This is a genomic window from Paenibacillus sp. FSL P2-0136, assembly GCF_037975325.1.
In the GTDB taxonomy this organism is placed as follows: domain Bacteria; phylum Bacillota; class Bacilli; order Paenibacillales; family Paenibacillaceae; genus Paenibacillus_AQ; species Paenibacillus_AQ silagei.
In genome coordinates this window covers 2,586,136-2,612,308 of sequence record NZ_CP150244.1, presented here as the reverse complement: position 1 = coordinate 2,612,308, position 26,173 = coordinate 2,586,136, and the positions used below count along the sequence as shown (strand labels likewise).

The 26,173-nt window shown below is 52.9% G+C and carries 13 protein-coding genes; 5 read left to right on the top strand and 8 right to left on the bottom strand.

From position 1 onward, the window contains the following. Window positions 1-634: 634 nt before the first annotated feature. Together NYE26_RS10665 and NYE26_RS10660 are read right to left on the bottom strand one after the other, a co-directional pair. On the bottom strand, window positions 635-8,749 hold the full coding sequence (locus tag NYE26_RS10665) for an endo-1,4-beta-xylanase (RefSeq protein ID WP_339255653.1): 8,115 nt from the start codon (window positions 8,747-8,749) through the stop codon (window positions 635-637). A gap of 247 nt (window positions 8,750-8,996) precedes the next feature. Further along, on the bottom strand, window positions 8,997-10,346 hold the full coding sequence (locus tag NYE26_RS10660; protein ID WP_339255651.1) for a glucuronoxylanase: 1,350 nt from the start codon (window positions 10,344-10,346) through the stop codon (window positions 8,997-8,999). A gap of 240 nt (window positions 10,347-10,586) precedes the next feature. Here NYE26_RS10660 and NYE26_RS10655 point away from each other — a divergent pair, with 240 nt between their 5' ends. Continuing rightward, a complete protein-coding gene (locus NYE26_RS10655) occupies window positions 10,587-11,453 on the top strand; it encodes an AraC family transcriptional regulator (protein ID WP_081751327.1) in 867 nt (288 codons plus the stop codon). Between the two features lie 151 nt (window positions 11,454-11,604). Continuing rightward, window positions 11,605-12,105, top strand: a complete 501-nt coding sequence (locus NYE26_RS10650; protein ID WP_339255649.1) for a GNAT family N-acetyltransferase — start codon at window positions 11,605-11,607, stop codon at window positions 12,103-12,105. A 370-nt stretch (window positions 12,106-12,475) separates the two neighbouring features. Here NYE26_RS10650 and NYE26_RS10645 read toward each other — a convergent pair whose 3' ends face one another. Continuing rightward, complete coding sequence (locus NYE26_RS10645) at window positions 12,476-14,452, bottom strand: hypothetical protein (protein ID WP_339255647.1); 1,977 nt, start codon at window positions 14,450-14,452, stop codon at window positions 12,476-12,478. 149 nt (window positions 14,453-14,601) lie between these two features. On the opposite strand from NYE26_RS10645, the gene NYE26_RS10640 reads away from it, so the two are divergent. Then, window positions 14,602-15,447 (top strand): AraC family transcriptional regulator, encoded by an 846-nt coding sequence (locus tag NYE26_RS10640; protein WP_339255645.1) that lies wholly within the window; start codon window positions 14,602-14,604, stop codon window positions 15,445-15,447. 475 nt (window positions 15,448-15,922) lie between these two features. Here the strand turns inward: NYE26_RS10640 and uidA are convergent, their stop codons facing one another. Genes uidA through NYE26_RS10620 form a run of 4 tightly spaced genes read right to left on the bottom strand, consistent with a single transcriptional unit; the run spans window position 15,923 to window position 20,934 of the window. After that, the gene (gene uidA / locus NYE26_RS10635; RefSeq protein ID WP_339255643.1) at window positions 15,923-17,734 is read right to left on the bottom strand and encodes a beta-glucuronidase; all 1,812 of its coding nucleotides are present in this window, start codon (window positions 17,732-17,734) and stop codon (window positions 15,923-15,925) included. A gap of 36 nt (window positions 17,735-17,770) precedes the next feature. Then, a complete protein-coding gene (locus NYE26_RS10630; RefSeq protein ID WP_339255641.1) occupies window positions 17,771-19,120 on the bottom strand; it encodes a sugar ABC transporter substrate-binding protein in 1,350 nt (449 codons plus the stop codon). A gap of 27 nt (window positions 19,121-19,147) precedes the next feature. Next, window positions 19,148-19,978, bottom strand: a complete 831-nt coding sequence (locus NYE26_RS10625; protein ID WP_209875756.1) for a carbohydrate ABC transporter permease — start codon at window positions 19,976-19,978, stop codon at window positions 19,148-19,150. Between the two features lie 11 nt (window positions 19,979-19,989). After that, complete coding sequence (locus NYE26_RS10620) at window positions 19,990-20,934, bottom strand: sugar ABC transporter permease (protein ID WP_339255638.1); 945 nt, start codon at window positions 20,932-20,934, stop codon at window positions 19,990-19,992. 190 nt (window positions 20,935-21,124) lie between these two features. On the opposite strand from NYE26_RS10620, the gene NYE26_RS10615 reads away from it, so the two are divergent. Both NYE26_RS10615 and NYE26_RS10610 read left to right on the top strand, forming a co-directional pair. Further along, the gene (locus NYE26_RS10615; RefSeq protein WP_339255636.1) at window positions 21,125-22,924 is read left to right on the top strand and encodes a histidine kinase; all 1,800 of its coding nucleotides are present in this window, start codon (window positions 21,125-21,127) and stop codon (window positions 22,922-22,924) included. Beyond that, window positions 22,914-24,521, top strand: coding sequence for a helix-turn-helix domain-containing protein (locus NYE26_RS10610; protein WP_036729972.1), 1,608 nt, complete (start codon window positions 22,914-22,916; stop codon window positions 24,519-24,521). Before NYE26_RS10615 ends, NYE26_RS10610 begins: the two co-directional genes overlap by 11 nt. Window positions 24,522-25,019: 498 nt before the next feature. On the opposite strand, the gene NYE26_RS10605 is transcribed toward NYE26_RS10610, so the two are convergent. Then, the gene (locus tag NYE26_RS10605) at window positions 25,020-26,138 is read right to left on the bottom strand and encodes a GNAT family N-acetyltransferase (protein ID WP_339255632.1); all 1,119 of its coding nucleotides are present in this window, start codon (window positions 26,136-26,138) and stop codon (window positions 25,020-25,022) included. Between the last annotated feature and the right edge of the window lie 35 nt (window positions 26,139-26,173).

The window sequence follows — 26,173 nt, the reverse complement described above, 5'->3', positions numbered from 1 at the left end:
GTACAGCTTCGAGCAGTATACAGTTGGAAAAACGTATCTTAATCCACCAGTGTACATTTTCCAACTAGTTCCAGTTCCAATTCCGGTTCCGGTAGCTTCGTCTTTCCGGGCAGGATTACACGGGAGAATTACTTTAACTAATGGCTTGCTGAGGGGTTACTTCACCCCGATTAGGAGGCAAGTTGGAGGCTTAATTGCAATTCGTACAACTAAATCGTCCGATGTGCCGCCAAATCCCCGTTTAGATGTAGTTCGTGCAATTAAAATGCCCCTATACCTGGATTTTCGCCCATCCGGGCAAATGTAGTTGCACAAAATACAATTAGAAGAGGATGTACATCTGTTTCACTGTTTTTAGTTGCACTGAATACACTTATCCCTGTTTTTTCGCTACAAACGCAGCTTCATCCCTTACCGCTTTGTTGGAATGAAATCACTTGTTTAATTCTGATGGTCTACTAGGTTGTCCGGCGGGTAGGTATGACGAGGGATTGCACTTGGTACGTGGAAGTTTATATTACTCAAAAATCCCTCCGGCCAGCCAGCATCCGGCCCATCTTCCGATGGGTGGACGCTCGCGGCCGTGAGGGTTATATGATGTGATTCTATGCTTTACCTGCAGGGTGTTACTTCTTTACTTCTTCAGTATGCGGAAGATCATGACAGCAGCTTCCGCCCGCGTGGCTGTTCCGGTGGGATGAAGGGATTGCCCGTCTCCCCGGACAATTCCCTCTTGGACCAGTGCCGCTACACTATCAATGGCATACTTCGCCACCTTCATTCTATCTGTGTAGCCGGCCAGGTCTCCGGCACTGCCGCCGGCAGATAATTTGTTCACCACCTTCAAGGCTCTGGCTGCAATCACCATCATATCCTGCCGCGAGATTTCGCCCTTCGGATTGAAGCTGCTGCCGTCTGTTCCATTGATAATCCCCAGCTGCTTCGCAATGCGGAGCGCTTCATAATAGTAGGCTCCCTGGCTTACGTCTGCAAAGCCGGAACCGGATTCCGCTTCGAGACCCAATGCTCTCACTACCAGCAGCACAAAGTCCGCTCTCGTAATGTTCTTCTCCGGGCTGAAGGTGGCCGCGGAGGTTCCTTGGATGATGCCCAGACTGTACAGTGTGTCAATCGCCTCCGAAGCCCAGCTGTATTTGGCACCTACATCTTTGAACGGGCTGCTTGGCACTGGTGTCTGCGTAGGTGCTGGTGTCTGTGACGCAGCCGGTGTACCTGTTGCTCCCGGCGTCGATGTTGGTGTCGGTGTTGGCGTAGCTGTTGATGTTGGTACTGACGTCGGTACTGGCGTCGGCGTAGGTGTTGGTCTTGTTGTTGGTGTTGGCGTCGGCTCAGACGGACCGCCACTGTCTTTTAGCGTAGTTACAGAGAGGGCAGGACCATTCTTGCTCCAGTTCCCGGCTTCATCCCCGGCCTGCACCGAGAAATGATACTCTGTTCCCGCAGCAAGCCCAGTTACCTCGTACCGCAGTTCTGTTCCAGACAACGCAGCGATTTCCTCTGCTCCCCTATAGACTTTGTAGCCGGTCACTCCCTTATCGTCAGCAGCCCGCGTCCAGGTTAGTGTCAGACCGGATGCTGTGATCCGTGAAGCTTCAAGCTTGCTTCCCTCCATCCAGACCGGAGGTGTGGTGTCGGTAGCAGGCAGCGTGGTTGCTGACACAGAAGGCCCACCCTCGCTCCAATTGCCGCCCGTGTCTCCCGCTTCTACTTTGAACGTATACTGCTTACCCGGCTGTAATCCCGTTACTTGATGACTGTATACAGCACCGGTTACGGTCTCCGTATACACAGCATCTGTAACCGTAATCGGCTTATCTCCGGTTCCGTTCGTAATCCGGTACCCGTAGATGCCGCTGTCATCTGTGGCCGTAGCCGACCAGGTCAGCGTCAGTCCGCTACTCGTAATACCGGAAGCGGCAAGCGTGCTTCCTTCCGCCCAGACCGGCGGCGTGATGTCTTCACCCGGAAGGGTGGTCACCATAACGGACGGTCCGTCCTTACTCCAGTTCCCTGCCGCATCGCCTGCCTCTACCTTGAAGGTATATGACGTGTTCGGCAGCAGTCCAGCTACCTCATAACGATATACGGCTCCGGTTGCGGTCTCCACCGGTTCGATACCGGTTACAAGCACCGGCTCGGAATCAATCCCATTGTAGATACGGTAGCCGGTAACACCAAGATTATCCATTGCAGCCGGCCACGATAAGGTAACCCCTGTACGCGTAACATCGGCAGCTTCAAGCTTGCTTCCCTCAGACCACTCGGGCGGAGCTGCGTCTCCCTTGCCTCTGAGAGTAAGGCTGCCGAACACCTCTGTTGATTTCGCAGCCCGGCCCAGCAGATCATTCCAGGTGGCTACGCCGATCAGATTGGACCCGGTTGCATTGTTCACCTGCGCATCGAACCGGATCTGTGTCCCGTTCTCCGGCCTCAGTGTGCGGAATGGAATCTTCATCTCCACCGTATAAGCCGTTCCTTCGGTTACCGCCGCCGATTCAAATCCCGGTGAGACCGCCGGTGTCGAATTACTGAGGAACTTGAAGGACTGCTCCCCGGCATAGTTGACCCGGTATTGCCCGTCATCCTCGCGGTACGGCCAGGCGTTGATACGGTCTTCGTCCACATAAGCTTCCACGGAGTCCTGCTTCGTCTTATCCGTGCTGGCTTTGCTTAACTGCGTATCCTGGACCTGGAACAGCACATAGAGATTCTCTTCATCCCATAGCGTCCGGGCGGTTCCTGTGGTCTCCGCTGTCGCCATCAGATGATTGTCAATCCGGATCTCCGGCGCATTCGCCCAGAGGTCGTCTACGCTTCCATCAATGTCAGGGGTACCATACAGCGCCGTAGAGCTCTTAGTCTCTGGAGTCACATAGAGCGGATGCCCGGCCAGATACTTCTCAGGATCAAGGATGGCATAATACGCCGGCTTCGGTGCCAGCGAACTGATGAACGGCAACGGATTCTGGCCTGCTCTCCAGCTCGCGCTGTCCGTATATCCCCAAAGGGTGACACGCGCGATTACATCCGCATGCTTCTTGTAGATCTGGAACAATTGGGCATACAGGTTCGCCTGCTTCTCTGCCCACTCTGCTGAGAGGGAATAATTCATGCCTGCCAGCACATCCAGCTCACTGATCGAGAGCTCCACGCCCAGGGAAGCATATTTCTCAATCGCCGCTTCCACATTGGCAGGCTTGGTTCTCATGTCGTAGTGGGACTGCAGCCCGATGCCGTCAACCAGCAGCTTGCCGGGATGGGCCAGCGCATAACGGTCATTGATCTCTTTGACCATGTCATAGATGGCATCCCGCTTCTCCGGGAAATCATCGTTGAAATCATTGTAATACAGCTTGATATTCCACGATGGATGCTCATCCAGCACTTCCCTGGCGGCAAGGAATGCCTGCTCTACAAAGTCAGGGCCGACAGAATAGTACCAAGGTGACTTACGCAGCGCATCCTTCCAGTCCGTTACGGCCGGAGGACCATCCTGCATCGCCTCATTGACCACATCCCAGGAGATCACCGAATCCTTGTAATGCTCCATGACCGTACGGATATGGGTTTTCATATTTGCCAGTGCCTCACTGCGGCTGAGATAGACCGGATTCCCCGTCCCATCCTTCACGGCATTGCCTAAGGCATCCACCTGCTGCGTGAACCACGCCGGAGTCTGGCTATGCCATACCAGCACATGCCCATGGACCTCCGCCCCCATCGCCCGGGATTTGGCAACCATATCGTCTGATTTGTTGAAGGTAAAGGTACCTTTGGTCTTCTGCAGCGCGTCCGGCTTCATCTCGTTCTCGAAGGTCACGGCATTGAAGTGGTAATTGAAGAACGCATTCTGCCCGTTGCCCGGATTAAGATCATTAGTGCCGGGTATATTGCCGAGCAGGAAGTCGTTCTTATACACTTCTTGGAGCGGAAGAATGCTCTCCAGACCAGTGTCTGTGAAGCTGAAATCATCGATATAGTAAGATGCAGTAGTGCTATTAGGGCTCTCTACATATAAAGTGACATCATCATGCAGATAACGGTAGGTTCCCTCCAGCTTCACCCAGTCTCCGCCTGCACTGACCGTCTGTGTAGCCAGACTGACATAGTACGGCGTAGGTGCATTGACCTGTGCCGTCAGCTTGAGCTGTGCGCTTGCCGGGCTGATCAGCTTAACCCATACCGCCGCTTTGTACTCGTTGCCGATGGTGACGGCATCCTTGACCTGGACCGCAGGTCCGTCCGGGTTAGCCGCTCTGCCTGTGACCTTCAGGGCATAAGCGCCGCCCGTGGTGTGGTTAGCTTCCTTGGTAAGATCCAGCTTCACGCCAGCACTTCCCTTCGGCTGGAAGCCTTGCACGGTCCCATCCTCGAAATCTCTTACCGCCTTCATCCCCGCTGCAATAGTGAACGGGCTGACCTTTACACTGACACTTCCCTTAGTTACAGTCAGCGTGAATCCGCCTCCCTGGAGAGTAATAGCGGTCTTCACTCCCAGTTGCTTCAGCGCTTCATTGCCATCCAGAATCGCCTGCGCTTTGGCCATCAGCTTAGTGTTATCTTCACCCTCCACTGCATTAGGAACGGTAATCCGGTTGCCAATCAAGGCCGCCGCTTCCTCTACAGCCTGTTGATCTGCAGTAATTTCCCCCGTCTCTCCCAGGGTCTTCACCAGGGTAACCCCCGAGAAGGTGACTTTGAAGTCCGTTACAGCGCTCGTATTGGTTCCGTACAACTGCACCTTGGCATCCTTGAAGAAGTCCGGGGTATACGTTGAAGGATTCCCCATCGCCAGCCAGGAAGCACCACTGTTTGTGGAGAAATAGCCTTGCACCACATTGCCTTCTTTTACAATCCGCAAGAAATAATTAGTACCGCTCAGGTTAGTCTGGTTCGTATTGTTGGTGAAGGATTGGGTGCCAATTTTGCCTGAATTATTGACTTTGATATTGCTGCTGACCTTCCTTGCATTGATTCTGTAAAATTCTCCGCTTGCAGTAGCGCTGATGCCAAGTCCAACCTGGGCATTCTCACCCATGGACGGATCATTCAGCGGTTTGTCAACGGTGAGCTTCGCTGTCAGCGTCCAGTTGCCTTCAGCAGAGCCCGGCATCTGCAGCATATTATGGCTGCCCGGATAGTCCGTATCGCTCTTCAAGGTCTGGATGGCCGCACCCTCAGCACTATAGCTAAGTACGTTCTGCGGATCAGCCGGATTCACGACCTCCCAGCCTGCCGGAAGTCCATACGAGAAATCAACCACCTCGTTCGTACTGAAGAAGATTTTATAGGTCTTAACTTGTTCCCCTTTGATAAACCGGACCACTGCCGTGCCCTGCGCACTGTCCGCCTGCGAGATACTCACAAGCTCAGCCGGATCGCTGGTTACCGCTGTAACCTTCGGAATGGCGTTCCCGGTGACTGTATATTTATATTCATGCTTCGCTTCGTCAAAATCAGACGGCTGAACGCCATCAATAAAGAGGTTGTGCGACACGACCGCCTCAGGAGTAAGCGACATTTGATCAGCATACAGGATGTTCGCATCCTTCGCATACACCGCCAGGACCACCTTCGCTGTGCCTGCGGGTTCCTCATACGTGAATGGCTGATTAGGCGTCTCATGCCAGTCTGCCACCTTCACATCCACGGGCTGGAAGGAGCTTAAGCTAAGCGGCCCGCCCTCAAGAATGCGTCCGACGAACTTGCCGCCCGCCCAGTATGCAGGATCACCGGCTTCACGGGCTGCGTACGGTTCAGGCATATCGCGGCCATTGATCGGAGTCATTCCGAGCTGATTCCCGTTCCCGTCGTAATACACCAGCGCCGCTTCGACATCACCCGGATGCTCTGCAGCAACATCATAGCTGTCCGGGCGGCTCATCATCGAGAGGAAGTAGCCCTTGAAGTTATAGCTCTCTCCCTTGTTCAGCTTACCGGTAACATCCTGCCACATTCCATCATACTGCTGCGCAGCGTCGATGCGGCCAGCAAGCTTGCCGGAACCGGCAACCTTCGAGGTCGAGCTGTTCTTCAAGTAACGTGACAGACCCGAATAGCTTTGTATGGTATCCGCCGTTAACACTGGTCCTGCAGCAGCAGGCTCAAAGGTTCCCTTGTTGTAACGTCCGGCAGACCAGTTGTCTGTATTGGAAGCGGTTGCCGTATCAAAATCCCCGTTGAGCAGCAGATTGCCCGGAATGGATACTGTAGAATTGTTGGCGGCAGTACTCCAGTCGGAATCGCCTGCTCCGAACAGGAAGCGGTCAACGGTGATCGTACCCGCAGTCCCGTTTGGTTCGGCCACGATATACAGATCCTTATGGCCGTAAGCACTAAGATCGCCTGTATCGACCATGTCCTGGAATTTGCCGTAGCTGTCATTGGCCGGTACCGGAATCTCTGCGACCCGCGTACCTTGGGACAGGATATCGGCGCTGCTGCCGGCAGGGGTTCCCACCGGAAGCACATAAGCAGCAAGCTTGCCTCCCTGCGCCGACTTCGTCTGGGCGGTAAGATACAGCAAGTGTCTGCGGACCACACCGCCGTTCGCCGAGCCGTCTGCAAAATTCACATTGTTGTAAGCGAGATAACCGCCTGCACCCAGTGTCACTGCCTCATTGGCACGGCCTGCTTGGCCTGCACTGTCGCCGGGCACGCTGTTGTCATTCCCCTCTGCTTCCAGCGTGGAGAAGATATCGCGCTCCCCGTCCAGCCCCTGATAAGTGGCAAAGGTTCCCTTGGACGGAACAACCGTCACAACGCTGGCCGACGGAATATTAATGACGAATTTGCCGCCCGATACAGGAATCGTACCCAGCTTCTTCTGGTTCTCGCTTCCCGAGGTGCGGAACACCGTCACACTATCTGTTCCTGCCGGGAAGTCCTTCAGATTGAATTCCAGCGGCTGAACGCTGTCATCGTTGTTGGCACTCGATACCGTCATCGAGAAATCACCCGTAGCCGGATTCTTGAAGCCGACCACATTCAGATCAGGCGCCGGTACACGTGTAACCTCAAAGCGCACATCGCCGGGATTCATGAACCGGGAGAAATGCCCGTAGCTGTAAAAGCGCTTGAACAACCGGTATTCACCGGTCAGTGTGCTGATCCGTCCCGGCTCCTGCTGGGAGTTGGTCGTCACGAAGCGGATGAGGTCAGAGCCGTCTGCTCCGTTGCTGTCCCACATGCTCCACCAGACAAAGCCGGTGAAGCCCGGGTTGCTGGTGAACATATTGGTCATCAGATTTGACCAGCGCACGGCATCATTAATATTCTGATTGCCGTAGCGCTGCGTATACGCTCCAGCCGAACCGTCAGCGGTGTCCTGGTTCATGAATTCTGCCTGCCAGAGCTTATACTTAGTAAGATATTCGGGATACTTGCTTCCATCCTTGGTATAATCCAGAGGATTCTTGGAGAAATCCCCGGTGTGGTACAGCTTGTTCTCATCCGTACCGATGCCAACTGTACCGTAGAGATGGGTAGTGAATACATCGAGATAGGGATTCTTGTCGAGCGCATTATCCGGGTCCGTCTGCGAGAACACCTCGCCGCCTCTGCTTAAGGAAGCGCCCAGATTGGTGCCGTCCACTGCGGCTAGCTGGGGAATGAAGTCAATGAGCTTGCCTTCCGGGTTCTTAATATCATAGAGGTCGCCGCCAGGCTGCATCGATTTTTTCAAGGCAGGTCCGATGTAACCGTTAATCAATTCCGTAACGTAAGCGGCTGAGCCGCCCGCCAGATCGACTTCGTTGAAGGGATTGATGTGGGTAACCGGAATCCCATACTGCTCCCACATACCGCGGATATAATTGACAAGATAATCTGCATAGGCCTGATAGTATATTTTGACTGGTTTTCCGCCAATGGTGGCGATGTCGCCACGGACAATTTTGCTTGGAGAATTGGTGTTGGACTGGCTCATCCAGTAGGGTACGGTCCAGGTGCAGGCGTAGAATTGCTTGACGCCATACTGCTGTGCCTGGCGCATGGTCCAGACCTGATCGATATCGAACAGCTCTTTGCGGGTACGCGGGGAATTCTTGATGACTACAGGCTGTTCACCGGGCTTACTGAGGAGATTGGTCGGGCCGCCGTCGTCATTGCCGATCGGCTGATTCCAGGAGGGATAATCCCATACAAAGTCTTGCACAGGTACAAGCGTTCCAGGAGCATGCTCCGGTTCAACCGGCCAGATGCTGTCGGTATTGCCGTCATAATAGCGGTTCTCCGCTTCGATCTTGTAGCCGTATTGTCCTGCTGTTCCACGCATGGGAATGGCATTCCCCTCAATGTCAAAGCCGGGATTATTCACATCGGCCAGGAGACTGGTGAGCGGGTTGAACCCCGGGCTTGCCGCAGTAGCCCCGGAAGTCGTCAGGCCGCCGTTGTCACCGATGATCACCCGGACAATGTCGTGACCTGTACCCTTCTGTTCACTGAAGGTCAGATCCAGCAGATGCCGGACCGTATCCTGATGGCCGGCCGAAGCGAGCTGCAGCATATGGACGGAATCCGTATACGCATAGGCGGCTCCTACGCCATCCATCGTCTGATAGCTCTTGTACCAATCGGCGGTTACCTGTGCCGGAGCAATAGCAGCCTGCATGGCAGCAGCCGGAGCAGCTTGAAGCGGGTTAGAGAATGGCATAGGGGTAATGACTGATAGCAGCAGCACACCAGCCATTGAAACTGAGAGTGCCTTTCTCCTGATCTTTTTACTCATCCTAGAGATTCCTCCTCTTGTATGCGCTTACATTGTTTTGCCTGGTAATATCCTAACAAATCAGATTGTACATTTATAGAAGAAGGATGCACGATTCATTTTAAAATAACACTATTCTCTTTCAAATTTAAACGATGACCCGAAAGCACCAAAAATCCCGGCCTGTAAGCGCACTATACAAGCTGCGATTCACAGGCCGGGATGCTGATTCTATCTTCGGTTAAGTCATAAATGCTGCGACTGTATTCTACTGGGCAAGAACTTCCTCAGCCAAGGCGGGATCTACTTCAATGTCATAGATTGCATCCGTTACTGAGCTTTTGCTGCTTCCGAGTGTGGCTACAAAGGTAGTTACACTAAGCGCAGGCAGTTGGGCGGTGAAAGCGCCGTTCGACACATTAATGTTAGAGCCGGCGGCTACCTTGCGGCTGGCGTCTGTGGTCCATGGGGACACACTCGATGCGGAGCCATTTTGCAGGACGAACCGCTGGCTGACCGCCGAAGTGCTTTTATTAATAGCGACAATCACTGCCTTGTTACTGCCCTTGTAAGCCGAGACATAGACATTGGTGTTAGGGTTCTTCGTAGCATCAACTCTTACATAACCCGGGCGGACGAACTTGGAGAACTGGGCCATGCTGTCCCCGCGCTTACTGATCGTGCCGTCTTCATTCATCGGGCTGTATTGGCGGCGGATATACCACCATACATAAGCCTGGAAATCCCCTTCCACCAGCGCATTGTGCATATGGTAGGCTACTTCCAGCGCTTCCGGCCACAGGTTGGCCGAGTTGTTATTGCTGTTCGGGTAATAGACCTCGGTCATCCACAGCTCTTTGCCTGCACCCTTCTGCTTGAAGAGCGGATAGGCAAAGTTGTTCACCTGTGTTCCATACAAATGCGCACCCAGAATGTCCATATTGGCCAGCGCCTGGGAGTCATTCAGAATCGGGTCAGACATATTCTTTAGATATTGGAAGGACTCAGGAGCAATGACCCGGCAATTGATGGAACCGGCATAATTCTTCATAAAGTTCAGGACTTCGGCAGGTGTCCACCAGGTCCAGGTCTCGGCATAGTCCGGTTCATTCTGTATCGAGATCGCATACAGGTTAACCCCGTTATTCTTCATGTATGTCACGAAGTCATTCAGATGCTGGGCGTATGCGCCGTATTTATCATATCTGAGCCGCTTGGCTGACGTATTCCCATTGTGGTTGAAGGTCTCCGTCATACTTGCAGGAGGATTCCAGGGTGAAGCGAAGACGATGGCTCCCTTGGCAACGGCCGCCTTGGCCGTGTCCAGCTCCTTAGACCAGTTGTTCTTGTTATCGTCCACAGAGATTCTCAGAATGGATAATCCCAGCTGGTTCGCTCCGTTGCCGAAGGCGGTCTCCCGCTGCGCGGCCGTCAGATCCCCGATCCAGACCGGGTGGTTGATGCCCCCGAATCCGCGGATCACCTGCTTCTGGGCGGACAGATTGACCGTCACATCGCTGGCTGCTGAAACTTTGGGTGGCGGCGGCACCACCAGCATAGACAACATAGTTACCGTTGCCAGCAAGGTACATAGTGATTTTTTAAACGTTGATTTCATTGCTTCATCTCCTTATTATATGATTTCTGCACAACATTCCTGCCGAATTCTGCCTCTGGTCGCACCCCCTGTCTAATCGAAGCGGCAGCTGTACCCTGTACAGGCTTGTCCTTTTTCCTTGCAACACTTGCAAGCGCTTCCTATTCCTGTATTATATTAAATAGTTGATATATCGTCGTTGCATATCAGCGATACTATATTGCGCGGATACCGATAATCCTTATATATCCAATTAAAGGAATGGATGCCATGGAGCAGCTTGCCCAGTATGTGTTCACCCCGATCCCCGAAGAAATGATCTGCTTCCACAAATCAACCACCACGGAGCAGCTCAGCCCGGCTCAGCCTTACCACCGGCACGATGCCTACGAAATCTACCTGTTCCTGAGAGGCAATACCTATATGTATGTGGAGCAGTCCTGCTACAAGCTCTCCCCCGGCGATCTGATTCTGATCCGTCCAGGTGAGATGCACCGCTGTGTCTGTGCCGACAACCAGACCTATGAACGGATCGGGCTGAACCTGCGAAGATCCGCCCTGCGGCGGCTATCCAGCAGCCGCACGAACCTGTTGGCCTGCTTCAACGCCTTTCCCTCGGGGCTGAACACGCTGATCCGGCTCTCCCGCGACCAGTGCGCCTTCTATTCCAGACTGGCGGACCAATTGATCTATAGCCTGCACTCCGAGGAGTACGGACAGGATCTGCTGGCCGATTCCTATGCCACCCGGCTGCTTGTATTCATCAACACTCTGCAGCAGTCCTCCGCCGCTCTGCCGCATAATCTCATGCCGGAGCTTGTCCGCCGGACGATGGCTTACATCGAGGAGCATCTGCTCGAACCGATCTACTCCGCCCAGCTGGAGCAGGAATTTCATTACAGCGGCAAATATATAAGCCAGCAGTTCAAAGAGCACACGGGACTTACCGTCCGCTCCTATATCGTTAACAAGCGCGTCTCCCTGGCCATGAGCCACCTTACCTCCGGCAAGAGTGTCGCGGCCGCCTGCGAGCTGTCCGGCTTCAGCGATTACGCCAACTTCATCCGCAGCTTCACCAAGGTGGCCGGTATGTCCCCGGGCAGGTACCGGGCTGGTATGCTGCCGTAAGTGCCCGGGCACTCTTTTGAAAAAGGTAACGTTAGTTATAGCTGTCTTTTCACCTTACGTTCGACGTAATGTGTGATACTGTATCGTTAGGGTAGCAAAGGTCCCCGTCAAACAAAGGGCACTGAAAAGAAAATAATATATGGGGGTTAAGATGAAGGCGACAATTCAACAAATAACAGATACAAGCAAAGAACAATTTGAAAATTTATTTAATTACTATCTCTATGAGCTTTCTGCTTACTCACAGGAGGATATTGGAGCAGAAGGTACATTCGAAATGGAAGATATCTCGCCATATTATAGGGACGAACGGTTGTATCCTTACTTCATCACGTTTAATGACAAAATCGTTGGCTTTATTCTGATTACCTCTCCTCCTTATGTTGCAAAGGAAGTAGACTATTCAGTGCAGGAGCTATTTGTATTGCCCAAATACAGAGGCACGAATATAGCCAAAGATGCTGTCGTGCAAATCTTCCAACTGCATTCTGGCCGCTACGAGGTGGGGATGTTCAAATCGAATGTAAAAGCTGTTAAGTTCTGGACTAAGTTGATATCCGCACTTGAAATTCCGGTATTCGTAGAAGATGGTTCCACTGAAATTCAAGGAAATGCAGTGCAGACGATGGGTATGAAATTTACGATAGCTTAATTGGAGCTGTCCCTGAAGCCATGAAACGGCTGCTTGGGATAGCTCTTTATGCTGGAGTAGATTCAGCGTAAGCATTTGGGGGAGTGGGACCGCTCCATGCGCGCCAGCAAATGTATGCTGTTTTTCGCATACATTCAGGCCTCACGCCTGCGCGTCAGCAAATGTATGCTGTTTTTCGCATACATTCAGGCCTCACGCCTGCGCGTCAGCAAAATGTATGCTGTTTTTCGCATACATTCAGGCCTCACGCCTGCGTGCCAGGCAAATGTATGCTGTTTTTCGCATACATATTTTCCACGATAAAAGAGGCTGTCCCTTTTGGGACAGCCCCATCTTTTTGGCAGAATATCAACATTGAGAATTAATAGCGTTACTCGCTGTCCGCCTCCCAGTACTCGCCAACCAGACCTTCAATAATACTGCCGCTGGCCCAAGGCATCAGACAGAACCAGGTGCTGGCCGGTGAACCGTCACTGTAGGTCTCGGTCACCAGACCCTCCGAGTGGCAGAATCTCTCGGACATCCAGCCCGTCAGGCCGTGACCGAATTCCCGGTCATACCGGTTGTAGGTCTGACAGCCCCAGCCGATGGTATCCAGCATCCGCTGCTTCACATACGGATCTTCACGCCGCTTCACATAATAATACAGCTCATCTACCACGCTGCTCGACATAGGATGAATATGCGGATTGGCGACGGAGGTCACGCTTCCCCCGCAGCTCGACCACCCCACCGTGCTTAGCGGCGGCACCTTCACTGGTGAATTGTAAGCAAATTTAAAGGTAAATTCGTAAGCAAGCGCATCCCTCATATGATCCAGATACAGCTCATCCCCAGTGAGGGCATGCAGATATCTGACCGCTCTGATATACGCCAGAATCCCTTCAGAATCTACCGCCTTATCCGCATCAAGCGGCGCCCCATAACATTCCATCCGTCTCACATAGGTCTCATAATAATGCCGCTCGCTGCGCTTCAGGCTGTCCAGATGCGACCGGTTTCCGGTTAGCCAGCTATAGTAGGCTATGGCAGCCATGATCCAGGTCCCGCTGAAGGAATCGTATTCAAGCCCGGCACCGGTTCGCTCGGAGAGAATCGTCGGGTATTCATCGTCCGAATTCCGGCTTCGTTCCAGTACGGGGAGAATCTTCCGCACGAAGTCCACCCACTCCTCGTGAACGACATGCTTGAGCCGTTTCTCGTATTCATAGGCCTTCATAATATAGAATAAGGCCTGTCCGCACAGATAGGCGGAATGTCCCGGAGTACGCATTCCGTCGAACCACCAGCCGTTAATACTCCATTTCCCGTCCTGATAGGCCTCATAGGGAAGACCGGAAGCCGGGTTCATGGAGTTCCCGATGATATTCTCAATGCAGGATAGCGCCTGCCCGCGCATCGGCTCATCCCCCAGCCGCAGCGCAGCCATCAGCATAGGGGTGGCTACAGTCAGACCGTTTGTCCAGCTGATGGAGATGATTTTATTGTACCGGTACCCGCCCGTCTCCTTGTCCTCATAGACAAAGGTTGTGTAACTCCGGTCCTCAGGCAGCCACGCATACTGATAGATGGCCTTCGACAGATCGGCCGCAGCGCTCCTGATCCCGCTGCCGGGTCTTGGGGGCTGATGATAGCGGGAATAGATCTCTTCCAGCGCGGCATTGATGCCCAGCTCAGACTCAGCCTTGTAGTCATACAAATCCAGCATGAACGCTACAGATTCTGATGCCGCCAGTTCGTAGCAGTTCTCCTCCAGCGGTGCCCGTTCCTTGACAAGACGCGATTTGATGAACAGAAGCGGAGCATTCTCATACCCCAGCGTATAGCCGACCGTTCCCTTGGCAAGCGAGCAGGTGAAGCCGCCATACTGCAAGAACTCCCCCTCTAGTCCAGGCTTCCACTGGATCTTCTCTCCCTCCCTGTATATAAAGTAAGGGCTGGCACACAGTCCCCATACCTTACCGTTGTCATATGCCAGCGCCGCCGGATGCGACAGCCGGTCGCTTCGGACCATCCACCAGGGAGAAGAAGGACGCGAGGGCTGGCCGTCTCTAAGCCGCGGGAACTCATTCGGAACATTCTGCGGAGCCTCTCCGCGGTTGCGCCCATACATAAAGGCGGGAAGAAAAAAGCGCGGATCAGCCTTAGCGAACGGCAACTCCACATGAATAACGCCTGACCAAGGCGTGCTGTTCAGATTCGTGATCTGTACATGAGCCTGAAAGGGGTGCTGTGCACTGCCTGTCCCGCCTGTTATCTCAACGGATGCATGTAGTCCATGCCCGTTAAGTCCGGTATATTCAGGATCTTCCTGAGCCTTGCTTCTTGCCGTTATGATCAGTTCCACTACCCTGTCCTCCAGTCTGTTGTAATACGATAAAAGGGTTGCAAATCATATTCCTGCATGCTAGGATAATGTCATTTTAAAGTAGTTCCAGAGAAGAATCATTGCAGGTTCCGCTGTTATTATTGCGCGAAATGATCCGGAGGTTACCTATGAACGAGCCATTTGAGCTTCGCTATGACCCTATCCATAAAGATTACCTCTACCTGCACAGGACAACCACCTATAATATGGGAACCTTCTATCACCGCCATGAAGCGTATGAGCTGTACTTATTTCTGCGCGGCAACGTCAAGTTCTATATTGAGAACAGCTGCTACCACCTGCAGCGCGGAGATCTGCTTGTGCTGAACCCGGAAGAAATGCATCGTTCCTTCAGCCAGGATGAATCGGAATATGAACGGATTACGATCAATCTCCAAAAATCTTATCTGCACCGCCTGTCTACTCCGGCCACCCCTCTATCCTGGTGCTTCGACTACCGCCCGAAGGGTAAGGGCAACATCGTGCATCTGGAGGAAGCCGAGCTTCAGCAGGTTCTCAAGTTGACCGGCGATCTGGAGGAGGTCCTCTCATCGGATGCGTATGGGGCAGATATCCTCGCCAACAGCATGCTTGCTCAATTATTGGTGCTGACCAACACCGTGTTTCATAGAACAAGCATCGTTCCTGCAGATATCATGCCGGAGCTGGTCCGCAGGACCATGGAGTATATTGATGCCCATCTGGGCCAGACCCTCACGCTTGAGCAGCTTAGCAGCACCTTTCATTTGAACAGCACCTATATTAGCCGCCAGTTCAAACAGCATACAGGCTTAACGCTCCGTTCCTATATCCTGGACCGCCGGATTTCATTAGCCAAGGCCTGCCTCCGCGAAGGGTTTAGCATCACCGAGGCCTGCTATCAATCTGGCTTCAGCGATTACGCCAATTTCATCCGCAGCTTCACCAAAGTGGCCGGCATGTCCCCGGGCAGATACGCCAAGCAGGAACTGTAGAATGTCTCGCGGGAAGTGGAGCGGGCAGGCGCAGTGTCTGCGGAAGGCGGGACTGGATCATTAGTGGGCTGGGGATTTACAGATTCGAGAGAGTGTTGCTTACAGTTGAGAGCGCGGGGGACTTACAGCGTCTGACTCATGGCGGCGGACTTATACAAGTGGAAATTGTACATCTATTTTGGCGGTAAAGGGGTACGTAAACTAATTAGTTGGAAAAATGCAGCTTACTCAGCCCGACTTCTGCTAAATCCATCGGATTCCAGGAATTAAGTGTACTTTTTCAAACTGCTTGCCCTCAACCCTCGATTTCGGCAAAATTAAGTGCCTTTTTTCCAACTATATCCGCCCTCCCCTCTTGCAACGTATCACATAAGGCCCCCAGCCAAGCCGGGGGTTATTGTATAAAAAAGCCTCCCATAACAGGAGGCTTGAAGGGTTGGAGACTTGCAAACTTACGTTGCAACTTAAACTCAATCTACTTCTTATACCCAAAATCCGGTATCTCCGTCCATCTCCGGCGCAGCTCGTGGGCTGCCGCCTTGGGCTTGCGGTCACGGGTGAAGATGCCTTTCTTGTTCCCCTGCACCCGGATAATACCCTGGCTGGTAGCAAAGTCGGCGAAATTCCATACCTGCTCGCCCACAAACTCCTGGAACTCGTCGAAGACTTCATGATTCGCCCGGTAGAACGCCACCTGGTATTCTTCCGTGAACATGATCGGCTCCACATCATGCAGTCCGGCCACGGTATCGGTTCCATATTCGGTCATCATCATCGGCTTGCCGGGGCACCGCCGGCTCCAAGCTTGCAGCTCCATCCGCAGCTTGACCTTTGCTGACTCCAGATCTCCCCCGTCCACATACCAGCCGTAGTACCGGTTGAAGGCCAGCACATCGATCAGCTCAGAGATTCTGTCGTTCGCCGGGGATGCCTCAATATGCGTCACCAGGGTCACCGGACGGTGCTGCGGGTCTTCTTCCCGCAGCTGCTCAATCAGCGGCTTGAAGTATTCGTACGCCCCATCCTCATAGGAGGCCGGTTCGTTCGCTACATTCCACATCACTACACAGGCATGGTTCTTATCCCGGTTAATCAGCTCCCGGATCACCTGCCGGTGATGCTCGAAGGTCTGGACCTCTGCCCAGGTATCCTTCTTCGAACCTCCTGAGAACATCACCAGAAAATTAAGATCCAAGCCTACCGCCGGAGTCTCATTAATCACGACGAAGCCTTCACGGTCGGCCAGACGCATCACTTCCTCGGCATACGGATAATGCGCCGTGCGGAAGGAGTTGGCCCCGGACCATTTCATCAGATTGAAATCCATTATGTTCGCGGCTTCATCCAGGCCCCGTCCATGGAACGGGGTATCCTCATGTCTGCCGTAGCCCTTAAAGTAGAAGGGCTCGCCATTGATCAGGAACTGTCCGTCCCTCACTTGGACCGTCCGCACGCCGAACGGCAGCTCATAGACATCAACCACCTGCTCCGCTTGCAGAAGCTCAATCTTCAGGGTGTACAAGTAGGCGTTCAGCGGCTGCCATAGTCTGACAGATGGAATATCCAGTACACCGGACGGCTCCGTCCCTGAGCAGACCGTGTTCCCATCTTCATCCAGTACCGTAACCCGGACCTCGGCTTCGCCGCTAATGTCCACGCTATAGCGGACTATCCCTTGCCTCTCCTCCCCCTGCTCCTCCTTATAATCGGTCACTACAGTGACGTCCTGAACGAAGATGAGTGGCGTAGAGTAGATCCGCACCGGCCGCTGCAATCCGGCAAAGTTGAAGAAATCAAAGTTCGGCTGGTTCTTCACCCTAAGCTTCCCGTCCGGCCCTTCGGTCTCCGTGTACAGGCCAACAGGCAATGTGGTGTAATCCACGACGTTATGAACAGCTACCGTCAGCCGGTTCGTTCCAGGCCGGATATAGTCATTAATCACTCCCTCGAAGGGAAGGAAGCCGCCGGCATGATCCATCACCAAGCTTCCATTGATAAATACCTTCGCCTTATGGGTCGCCGACCCGAACCTCAGGACAAGCCGCTCATTCATGACGTTACGCGGAAGGGACAGCTCCCGCTCATACCAGACCCAGCCGACATGATTACGAATCTCCGGGCTTACGCCAAGATCATTGTAAGCCGAGGGCACCGCCATAGGGATCGTATCTGTGAGCTTCGATGCCTGCCAGCTCTCGTCCCAGCCGGAGCCATCGTCCAGCTTGAAATTCCATACCCCGCCCAGATCATACAGACTGCGGGTTTCCGTCATGATTGGATACAGCATGAACAACACTCCTATCTACTTTCTGTTCTCTTTTATTCAGGATTTGGAATCAATAATCTTCTGAATTTTGGTTTGTGCATGCTGAATCGTATCATCGATACTTTGACCGGACAGCATCATTTTATCGAACTCCTCCAGCAGCACCTTCTCCAGCTCGGCGTGATAAGGAACGGCCGTAGCTGCCGTAGTGGCTTTGGTATTCTCCAGAACATAGAGCAGGGAGGCTTTATCAATCATCTCCGGGTTTTTGCTGCCTGCAATGATCCGGTCGACCACATCATTCAGATCGGCTTTTTTCCAGGATGGGATATTCTTGCCTTGCAGCACAATCCCTTCGGTGGAGAACCAGCGGAGGAAAGTGTAGGCTTCGTCTTTATGCTTCGATTTGCTGTATATACTCAAGACATCCCCGCTCACATTCGCTGCAATCGGATCTTCAGCCTTCAGCTTGGGAGTCGGAGCAAACACCGTTTTGAAACTGGCAGGAATGGTCTCAGTCCCCCCGGTTTCCGGGATCAGGAAGGAGCCTGTGACCAGCATACTTGTATCCTGATTGAAATATTGCGGTCTGTAGTTCAGCTTCTGGCTGACCACCTCGGAATACGGTGTGGCAGAGCCTTCCGCTTCTCCCTGAAGACGCAGCTCAAGCGACTTACGCATGAATGGATTATCGATATTAGCTTTTTTGCCGTCATCGGTGGTCAGATTCGCATTCACCGATTGACCGAAGTTCTGCACCATGTATCCATATTGAATCCAGCTGTGGAAGTAGGTGCCGTACCGGGTTTTATCACCGTTTTTCTTCGTCATCGCCTTGGCGTACTCCATGTACTGATCCCAGGTCCAATCCTTAGGCAGCTCAAGTCCGGCCTCCTTCAGGTGATCCTCATTGATAATGACCAGACCCTGGGAGGACTTGCCGGGCAGTCCATAGATTTTGCCGTCAATGCTGGTATCGGCTGTATATTCATCCTTGAAATTAATGCCGTCCTTGGCCAGATAATCATCCAGCGGCTGGATCATGCCGAGCCCTGCACGCTGGGACAGGAAGGTCATGTTACTGAACATGAGGATATCCAGATCATCGCCCCCGGCCACCGCCAGGTCGAGCTTCTTATAATACTCGTTGGAGTTGTTGTCCTCTGCAGAGGCGAATTCCACCTTAATGTTCGGATGCTGCTTCTCAAACTCGGCAATGACGATATCCCAGTTGTCCATTTTTTTGGCATACCAGTTGCTAAGCTTAATGGTTACCGCTTGTTCTGCACCTGTTCCGGCACCTGTTGCCGCCGGCTGCTTCTCTGCATTGCCCGCGCCTCCGCAACCGGATACCAGCAGGGATAACAGCGGTACAGCGATGAATAGATTACGTTTTACTTTTGACATGATTTGGCCCCCTGTAATGTAATTAGTCTAGCCTTTGACACTGCCCATCGCAACTCCCTCAATCACCTGCTTCTGGCCGATCATGAAAATAATTAACAATGGCAGAATGGCTGATACGGCACCTGCCATCATCAAGGAGTAGAACTCGCCGCTGAAATCAGCGAATTTCCGGATGCCCAGCTGCAGGGTAAACAATGAATCGGAACGAAGGAAGATCAGCGGATTCTGGTAATCATTCCAGGTCCAGATAAAGCGGAGAATCATATAGGTAGCAAGGGCTGGCTGCACCAGTGGCATGGCAATCCGCATGAAGATCGTCCAGTGGCCCGCTGCATCAATCCGCGCCGATTCAATAATTTCATCATGGATTCCCAGGAAGAACTGTCTCAGCAGGAAGGTTCCCAGCACGCCGGAGGCGGCAAGCAGCACCAGCCCGAAATGGCTGTCGAACAGTCCAAGCCAGCGGTACATAATGAACTGCGGAACCAGAATGGCCTGCGTCGGAATCATGAAGGTGGCCAGGACAACCAGGAAGAGAATATCCCGCCCTTTGAAAATGATTTTGGAGAAGCCGTAAGCCGCCATGGCGGAAATAATCAGCGACAGCGCTGTAGACATCAGGGTAACCTTCGTCGTGTTCCAGTAATAGAGTGTGAACGGCACGGCTCCCGCCCATACCTGCTTGTAGTTCTCCACCGCATTCCATTTCGAGGGAATCCATTCTATCGGATATTTCATCACATCCAGCTCGGGCTTGAAGGAGGCGGAGAGCATCCATAAGAACGGCATGATGAACAGGATGCCCGCAACCCCCATGAAAACGGTAACAATAACACGGTTAAGCTTGATCGATCGCATGTGTATACCTCCTAGTAGTTGACCCATTTCTTTTGTCCGACCCATTGAAACAAGGTCACCAGCAGGATGAGGATCAGCAGAATAATGCCCATCGCCGAAGCATAGCCCGACTCCAGATTCACGAACGCCACCTCATACAGGTAGTAGACAATGACAGAGGTTGAGCCTGCCGGGCCGCCGCCGGTTAACACCATAATCAGATCGAAGACCTTGAAGGACCCGACAACTCCTGTGATAAGCAGGAAGAAGGACGTAGGCGACAGCATCGGCAGTGTAATTCTGAAGAATTGTCTGAGCGGTGAGGCCCCGTCCACATCGGCGGCTTCATACAGATCCCGTGAGATATTCTGAAGGCCCGCCAGATAGATGACCATATTGAAGCCGAGTGAAGTCCACACCATAATAATCATGACCGAGATCAGGGCGAACTTGGGATCAGCCAGCCACATGGGCGGATGCTCGAACCCTATAGATCTGAGGAAGCCGTTGATCGGACCGTTGTTCGGGTGATAGAGTACTCTCCAGAGCAGGGCGATGGCCACGAAGCTCGAGATGAAGGGCATGAAGTAGATCACTTTGAAAAAGGTTTTGAAATAGGTTGCCTTGTTGATCAGCACCGCCAGCACCAGCGCCAGGAACATCGCGACCGGAACGACGGCAATCATGATCAGGTTGTTGAAGAGCGAGCGGTGAAAGGACTCGTCCTGCACCAGCCGGGTGTAGTTATCCAGACCGACAAATTGAAACCCGTCCAGCCCGGATACAAAGTTCCAGTTCGAGAAGCTGATCACACCGGATAGGAGAATCGGAATAATTACCAGCGTTACGGTCAGAATGAGCATGGGGGCAATGAATAAATACCCTGCAATATTGTCGTAAAAGGATTGCTTGCGCATCTTGCTTATCCCGGGGCTGCCGGACCGTTTTGCCGTCCCCTCTTCAGTAATAACCTCCACTTTATCCACCTCTTTTTATGTTTGTAGCTTTATTATAGAAGGGCAAATTTCACAGCACATGCAACGAATTTATCTGTGGCGAAAACTTTGTATAGAATTATTTTTTCTAAATCGAAAAAATTATTGGATGAGCCGAACCGCAGAATCAAGTACCATAAGTCTGTGAAGGTCTACTACTGGAGGGATATTAATGAAAGAAAAGCACAGGCTCAGTCAGCTCTCCTTCCGGCAAAAGCTAATCCTTACCTCCATCGCCTGCCTTGTAATTCCGGCACTGGGGATGCTCTATATTACCAACGTCTATTCCAAGCTGATTATCCGCGAGCACTCCTTGGAGAAATCCACGCAGTCCCTGAGAATTGTCCAGTCGCAGATTGATGTCATCTTCGAAGAGATGGTGTCGGTGTCGAACTTCGTCCATTTCGATCCGGAGATCAAGACCCTGCTGGAGGATGCCAAGACCAATCCCGTAGCTGCGCGGACCCTGACCAGCCGCCTTGAGCAGGTGGCCGGAGATACCATCGATCTGAGGATCACTCTGCTGGATAAGGAAGGACATGCCTATTCCGATTATTCCTTCTATGATTATGATCCCCGGCAATTTCTGAAGCGGCGCTGGTTCTCCACTCTGGAGCAGCTCCCGCCGTATGACACCTTATTTATGGGAGCAGAAGACAATTACCTGACCTCCCTGCAGGCTGAGCAGCCGTATATCTTCATGACAGCGCGTGCCTTAAGAGAAGAAACGACTGCCGCTCCCTACGCCTACCTGATTGTCAGCCGCAGTGAGGCTTCGATCCGTGAACGGTTTGCTTCACTGGAAGAGGATGTGTATCTGCTGGATGAAGAGGAAAACATTCTGTCGAACCGGAACCAGGAGCTGATAGGCACAAGCTTTGATCAACTGCTGCCTGTAGATGAGCTGGTCTTCCCTGACATCGTCAAGTTCAAGGGGCAGAATCAGCTCCTCCTTGAACTGCCGCTGAAGTTTGCCAGATGGAGACTCATCAGTGTCGCTCCCTATGAGCAGCTGACGGAAAGGTTGAACGGGATTAACCGGACCGGCCTGATTATTCAGACGATATTTGCGGTCAGCTTCTTGTTCGCGCTGACGGTTCTGCTGCGGAGATTCACCAAGCCCGTGCTTGTCCTGGGCAAGGCGGCCCGCCGGGTGGAGGACGGGGATCTCATGGTGCGCTCGGGCATCCGGGGAGCCGATGAGATCGGCAGCCTGGGACACTCCTTCGATAACATGCTGGACCGGGTACAGCTGATGCTCAGGCAGGTGGAGACGGAGCAGGAATTGAAGCGCCAGGCAGAGATTGCGATGCTGCAGGCCCAGATTAACCCTCATTTTCTATTCAATGTACTTAGTTCGATCCGGCTGAAGCTGCTGATGAAGCAGGATGAGGAGAATGCTGCGATCGTCGGCTCCCTCTCCGCTATGCTGCGGGCCAGCTTCTCCAGCCGGGAGGAATTCGTCTCCATTGCCAGTGAGCTTGATTTCACGAAGCAGTATATGGAGTTAATGCGGTTCACGATGAGATATCCTACGGAATATGCAGTGCATGTGGACAAAGAGCTGCTGCTGGAAACGGTGCCGCGGTTCATCCTGCAGCCCATTATTGAGAATGCTTATAAGCACGGGTTCTTGCAGAGCGGAGGGCGGGTCGTCATCACCATCGGACTCGTTCAGTCCAGGCTGACCATTACCATCGAGGATAACGGCACGGGAATGGAGGAGCATACGCTCGCAGCCCTGCTTCAGCACATCAGGCAGAAGGATGCGGAGTTAGGTGCCCTGAGTGCTGACGGGACGCCAGTGGCAGAGTCCGCTCGCGGCATCGGATTAATCAACGTCTACCAGCGGCTCAAGCTAATCTACGGGGAGCGCTTCGAGATGAACATTGAGAGCATTCACGGGCTACGCACCACCGTACAGTTAATCATGCCCGTGAAGCGGATAGGAGCAGATAATCATGACCTATAAAGTAGTACTGGCAGACGATCATTATCCGGTGTTGGAGTATTTAAGCACTTCGATTCCCTGGGACACCCTCGGCCTCGAACTATCGGCTTGCTGCTCGGACGGCAGACAGGCCTGGGAAGCCTGCCAGCTGCATCAGCCGGATATTCTGCTTACGGATATCGGCATGCCGGCGATGAATGGACTGGAGCTAATCCAGAAGGCGCGGGAGGTGAACCCTCAGCTGCAGACGATTATCCTGTCCTGCCACGGGGAATTCGAATATGCCCAGAAGGCTGTGAAACTGAACGTGGCCGAATATATATTGAAGGAGAGTCTGCAGATCGATCAGGTGATTGCCGTATTGACGGAGGCGGTGGCCCGGCTGGAGGTGAAATTGAAATCCCGTAACCACTATCTCCAGATGGAGAAGCTGGTCAGCCAGAACCATGCCGCCATCCGGACCCGGTTCATCCGCATGTTCGTGGAGCAGCCGGTCTGGGATGAAGCCGAGTGGTACGGACAAGCCGAAGCGATGGGCATCAGCCTGCACACAGGCACACCGTATCTGCCTGTACTGGCGGTCCCGGAGCGCTCCTATGAGCTGGAGAGGCGGTTCGGCGGAGTGGTGAACCTGCAGTTCGTGATGGATAATGTGCTGCAGGAATTCCTGGAGATAGACGGCATTATCCAGTTCGCGCTGACGGAAAGGCAGTTCATCCTGTTCATTCCTTTGCCGCATATCCTCGTCCGCAATCTTTATGAGGAGTTCCGTGAACACTTCCGGCATGTCCAGAGAATGGCGAAGCTGCATCTGCGGATGGGAATTTCCTTCTTTTACGGGGAGGCTACTACAAGTCTGATCGACATTAAGAAGCAGATTCAGGCGCTGCTGGATTCCCATGCCCTGCGCTTCTATACCGCCGAGGGAGCGATTATGAAGCTTGCGCCTGTCCAGACCAGCGGCGAGGACCTGTTCATCCATTATTCGGAGATCCTTCAGCAGCTGAGGGACTGCATTCAGCAGGAGGACAGCTCACAGCTTGCAGCCAAGGTCAGGGAGATCAAGCAGTACATCGGGGACCAGAAATATCCGGTGGAGAGTGTGAAGAGCTGGCTGCTCAAGATGGTGATGGAGCTGGAATTGAAATATGTCGTCATGCAGAACTTCGTCAGCAACTTCAACAGTGAGCGGCTCCAGCGCTCGATCCAGGAATTCGAAACGCTGGAGCAGCTCATGGAATGGCTGGAGGAATTCCTGAAGGATAAAATACTCATGCTAAGCTCCATGTGGAAGCAGAATGTCCGCAAAGAAATAGCCGAAGCCAAACGTTATGTAATGAATCATATCAGCGAGAAGGTTGGCATGGAGGAGATGGCGAAGCGTCTGGGCCTGAACCCCACCCATTTCAGCCGGTTATTCCGTCTGGAGACCGGGCTGACCTTCATTGAGTATGTAACCAGGGTGAAAATGGAGCACGCCCGTGACCTCCTCAATCAGACGAACCTGACCATCGTTGAAATTGCGGAGCAGCTGGGTTATGACAACGTCAGCTACTTCATCAAGCTGTTCCGTAACTTCTCCGGCATGACTCCGGCGGAATTCCGGAAGTCCATCTAGTACAGCATCAGATTTAATTCTGTGAATAGGTCAGATCCCGGAGGTTCCGTAAAACGAAACTACACCGGCCGTTCGAGTTTGCTCCTAACGGACCTGAGAGACCCTATTCCCAGGAAAACGCCACTTTTTGCGGGTTAACGGACTGAGTAGCCCTTATCGTCTCTCTACAAGATGTTTAGAGTAGAAATTCCAAGAATAGGGTCATTGGGGTCCGTTCCTTTGCCCAAGTGGTGACTTTCATCCAGAATAAGCGCGCCTCAGTCCGTTATGCCGGGCAAACGCCACTAAGGGACAACTCCCGTCTTCGTCTGGGAATGGCATCTGAAGGGGTGGCTCCACTCCTGTAGTCCTTCAGGCATCAAGCGCCCCATCCACCAGTTTAAATCTGATGCTGCACTAGTTTTGTATACAACAACAAGCCGGAGGCAGACGCATAAGCGCCCGTCTCCGGCTTGTCCGTTGCCCGCTTCGGGCAGGGATTATCGCGCAACGGATGGCTCAGTATTTATCAATCTTGTACCAGAACAGAGGCAGCGGGAACCAGCCCGCGGGTGCCTCCACTGCCATATATCGGCCAAGCTGGGTAAGCAGAAGCGTCTGAGCCTGCTGCTTGCTGAGGACAACTGCATCCGGCATGGCAGACCGCTCGACACTCACGCCCTCTTCGTCCACCCGCGCCGTCACCGGCTGTCCGTCCATTACTGCAGAGAATTCTCCCGGGATAATGCCTGTGGTCTTGAACTTCAGCGTAAGGTAAGCCTTCAGGATGTTGGCGAAATCCAGAATATGATACATATCCGAATTCTCGATTACGAAGTCTTCGGCAATGCTGCCAAGCGCTGTGTTCAGCGGCAGGTCATATTCCGGCGCATGCAACGTTATTCGCCCGGCTCTGCTGTAGGCCATGTAAGCCTTAATCGTACGCTGAATATCATCCGCTTTCTCCAGCGCGAATTCAGCTATATCATCGCCCGTTTCGTTGACAACCAGATACCCGATCAGATTGCCCTGATCCAGAACGCCAAGTGCCTTTTGACAGAGTGTACCGAAAATCAGCGGCAGTTGCTCTAAGCTGCGTTCAACATAAGCAAGCCGCGAGGTGTTCAGGTTATGCGCAAATTCTGCTCCTCCTTCAACCTCAAACAGCGGACGGAAGGTTATTCCGGTGTCATTCACCCCTCTTAAGCCATGGCGCACATTGGCCTCTGCCACGGTATATTTGAACTTGACACCGCCAAGCGTGAAGCCGAAATACTCATATCTCTGCCGTTGTCCATATAATACAACCATATCACAGGTACCCCGCAGCTCTTCAAGCCACAGGTTCATAAGCGCTTTCATATGCCCTTCGCCTCGCGCACGCGGATGAACAGATACCGTACCCAGATAGCCGGTGCGCAGCGTATGGTCACATACCGTCAGTGACTCTGGAAAAACAGCCACCAGCGCACGCAGCCTGCCCTGCTCGTCCACAGCAACCTTATGCATGGCGGAAGAATCTACACTTGTGTCATAGGCCTTGGGCATCAGGACCTCAAAATCAAAGCGGAAGGAAAGGTTGGCCAAATCTATGTATTCCTCGCGTTCGTGCGGAGCTGCCGTTCTGTATTTAACCATTGTGTCCTACCCTTTCAGTCTATATATTCAACTGC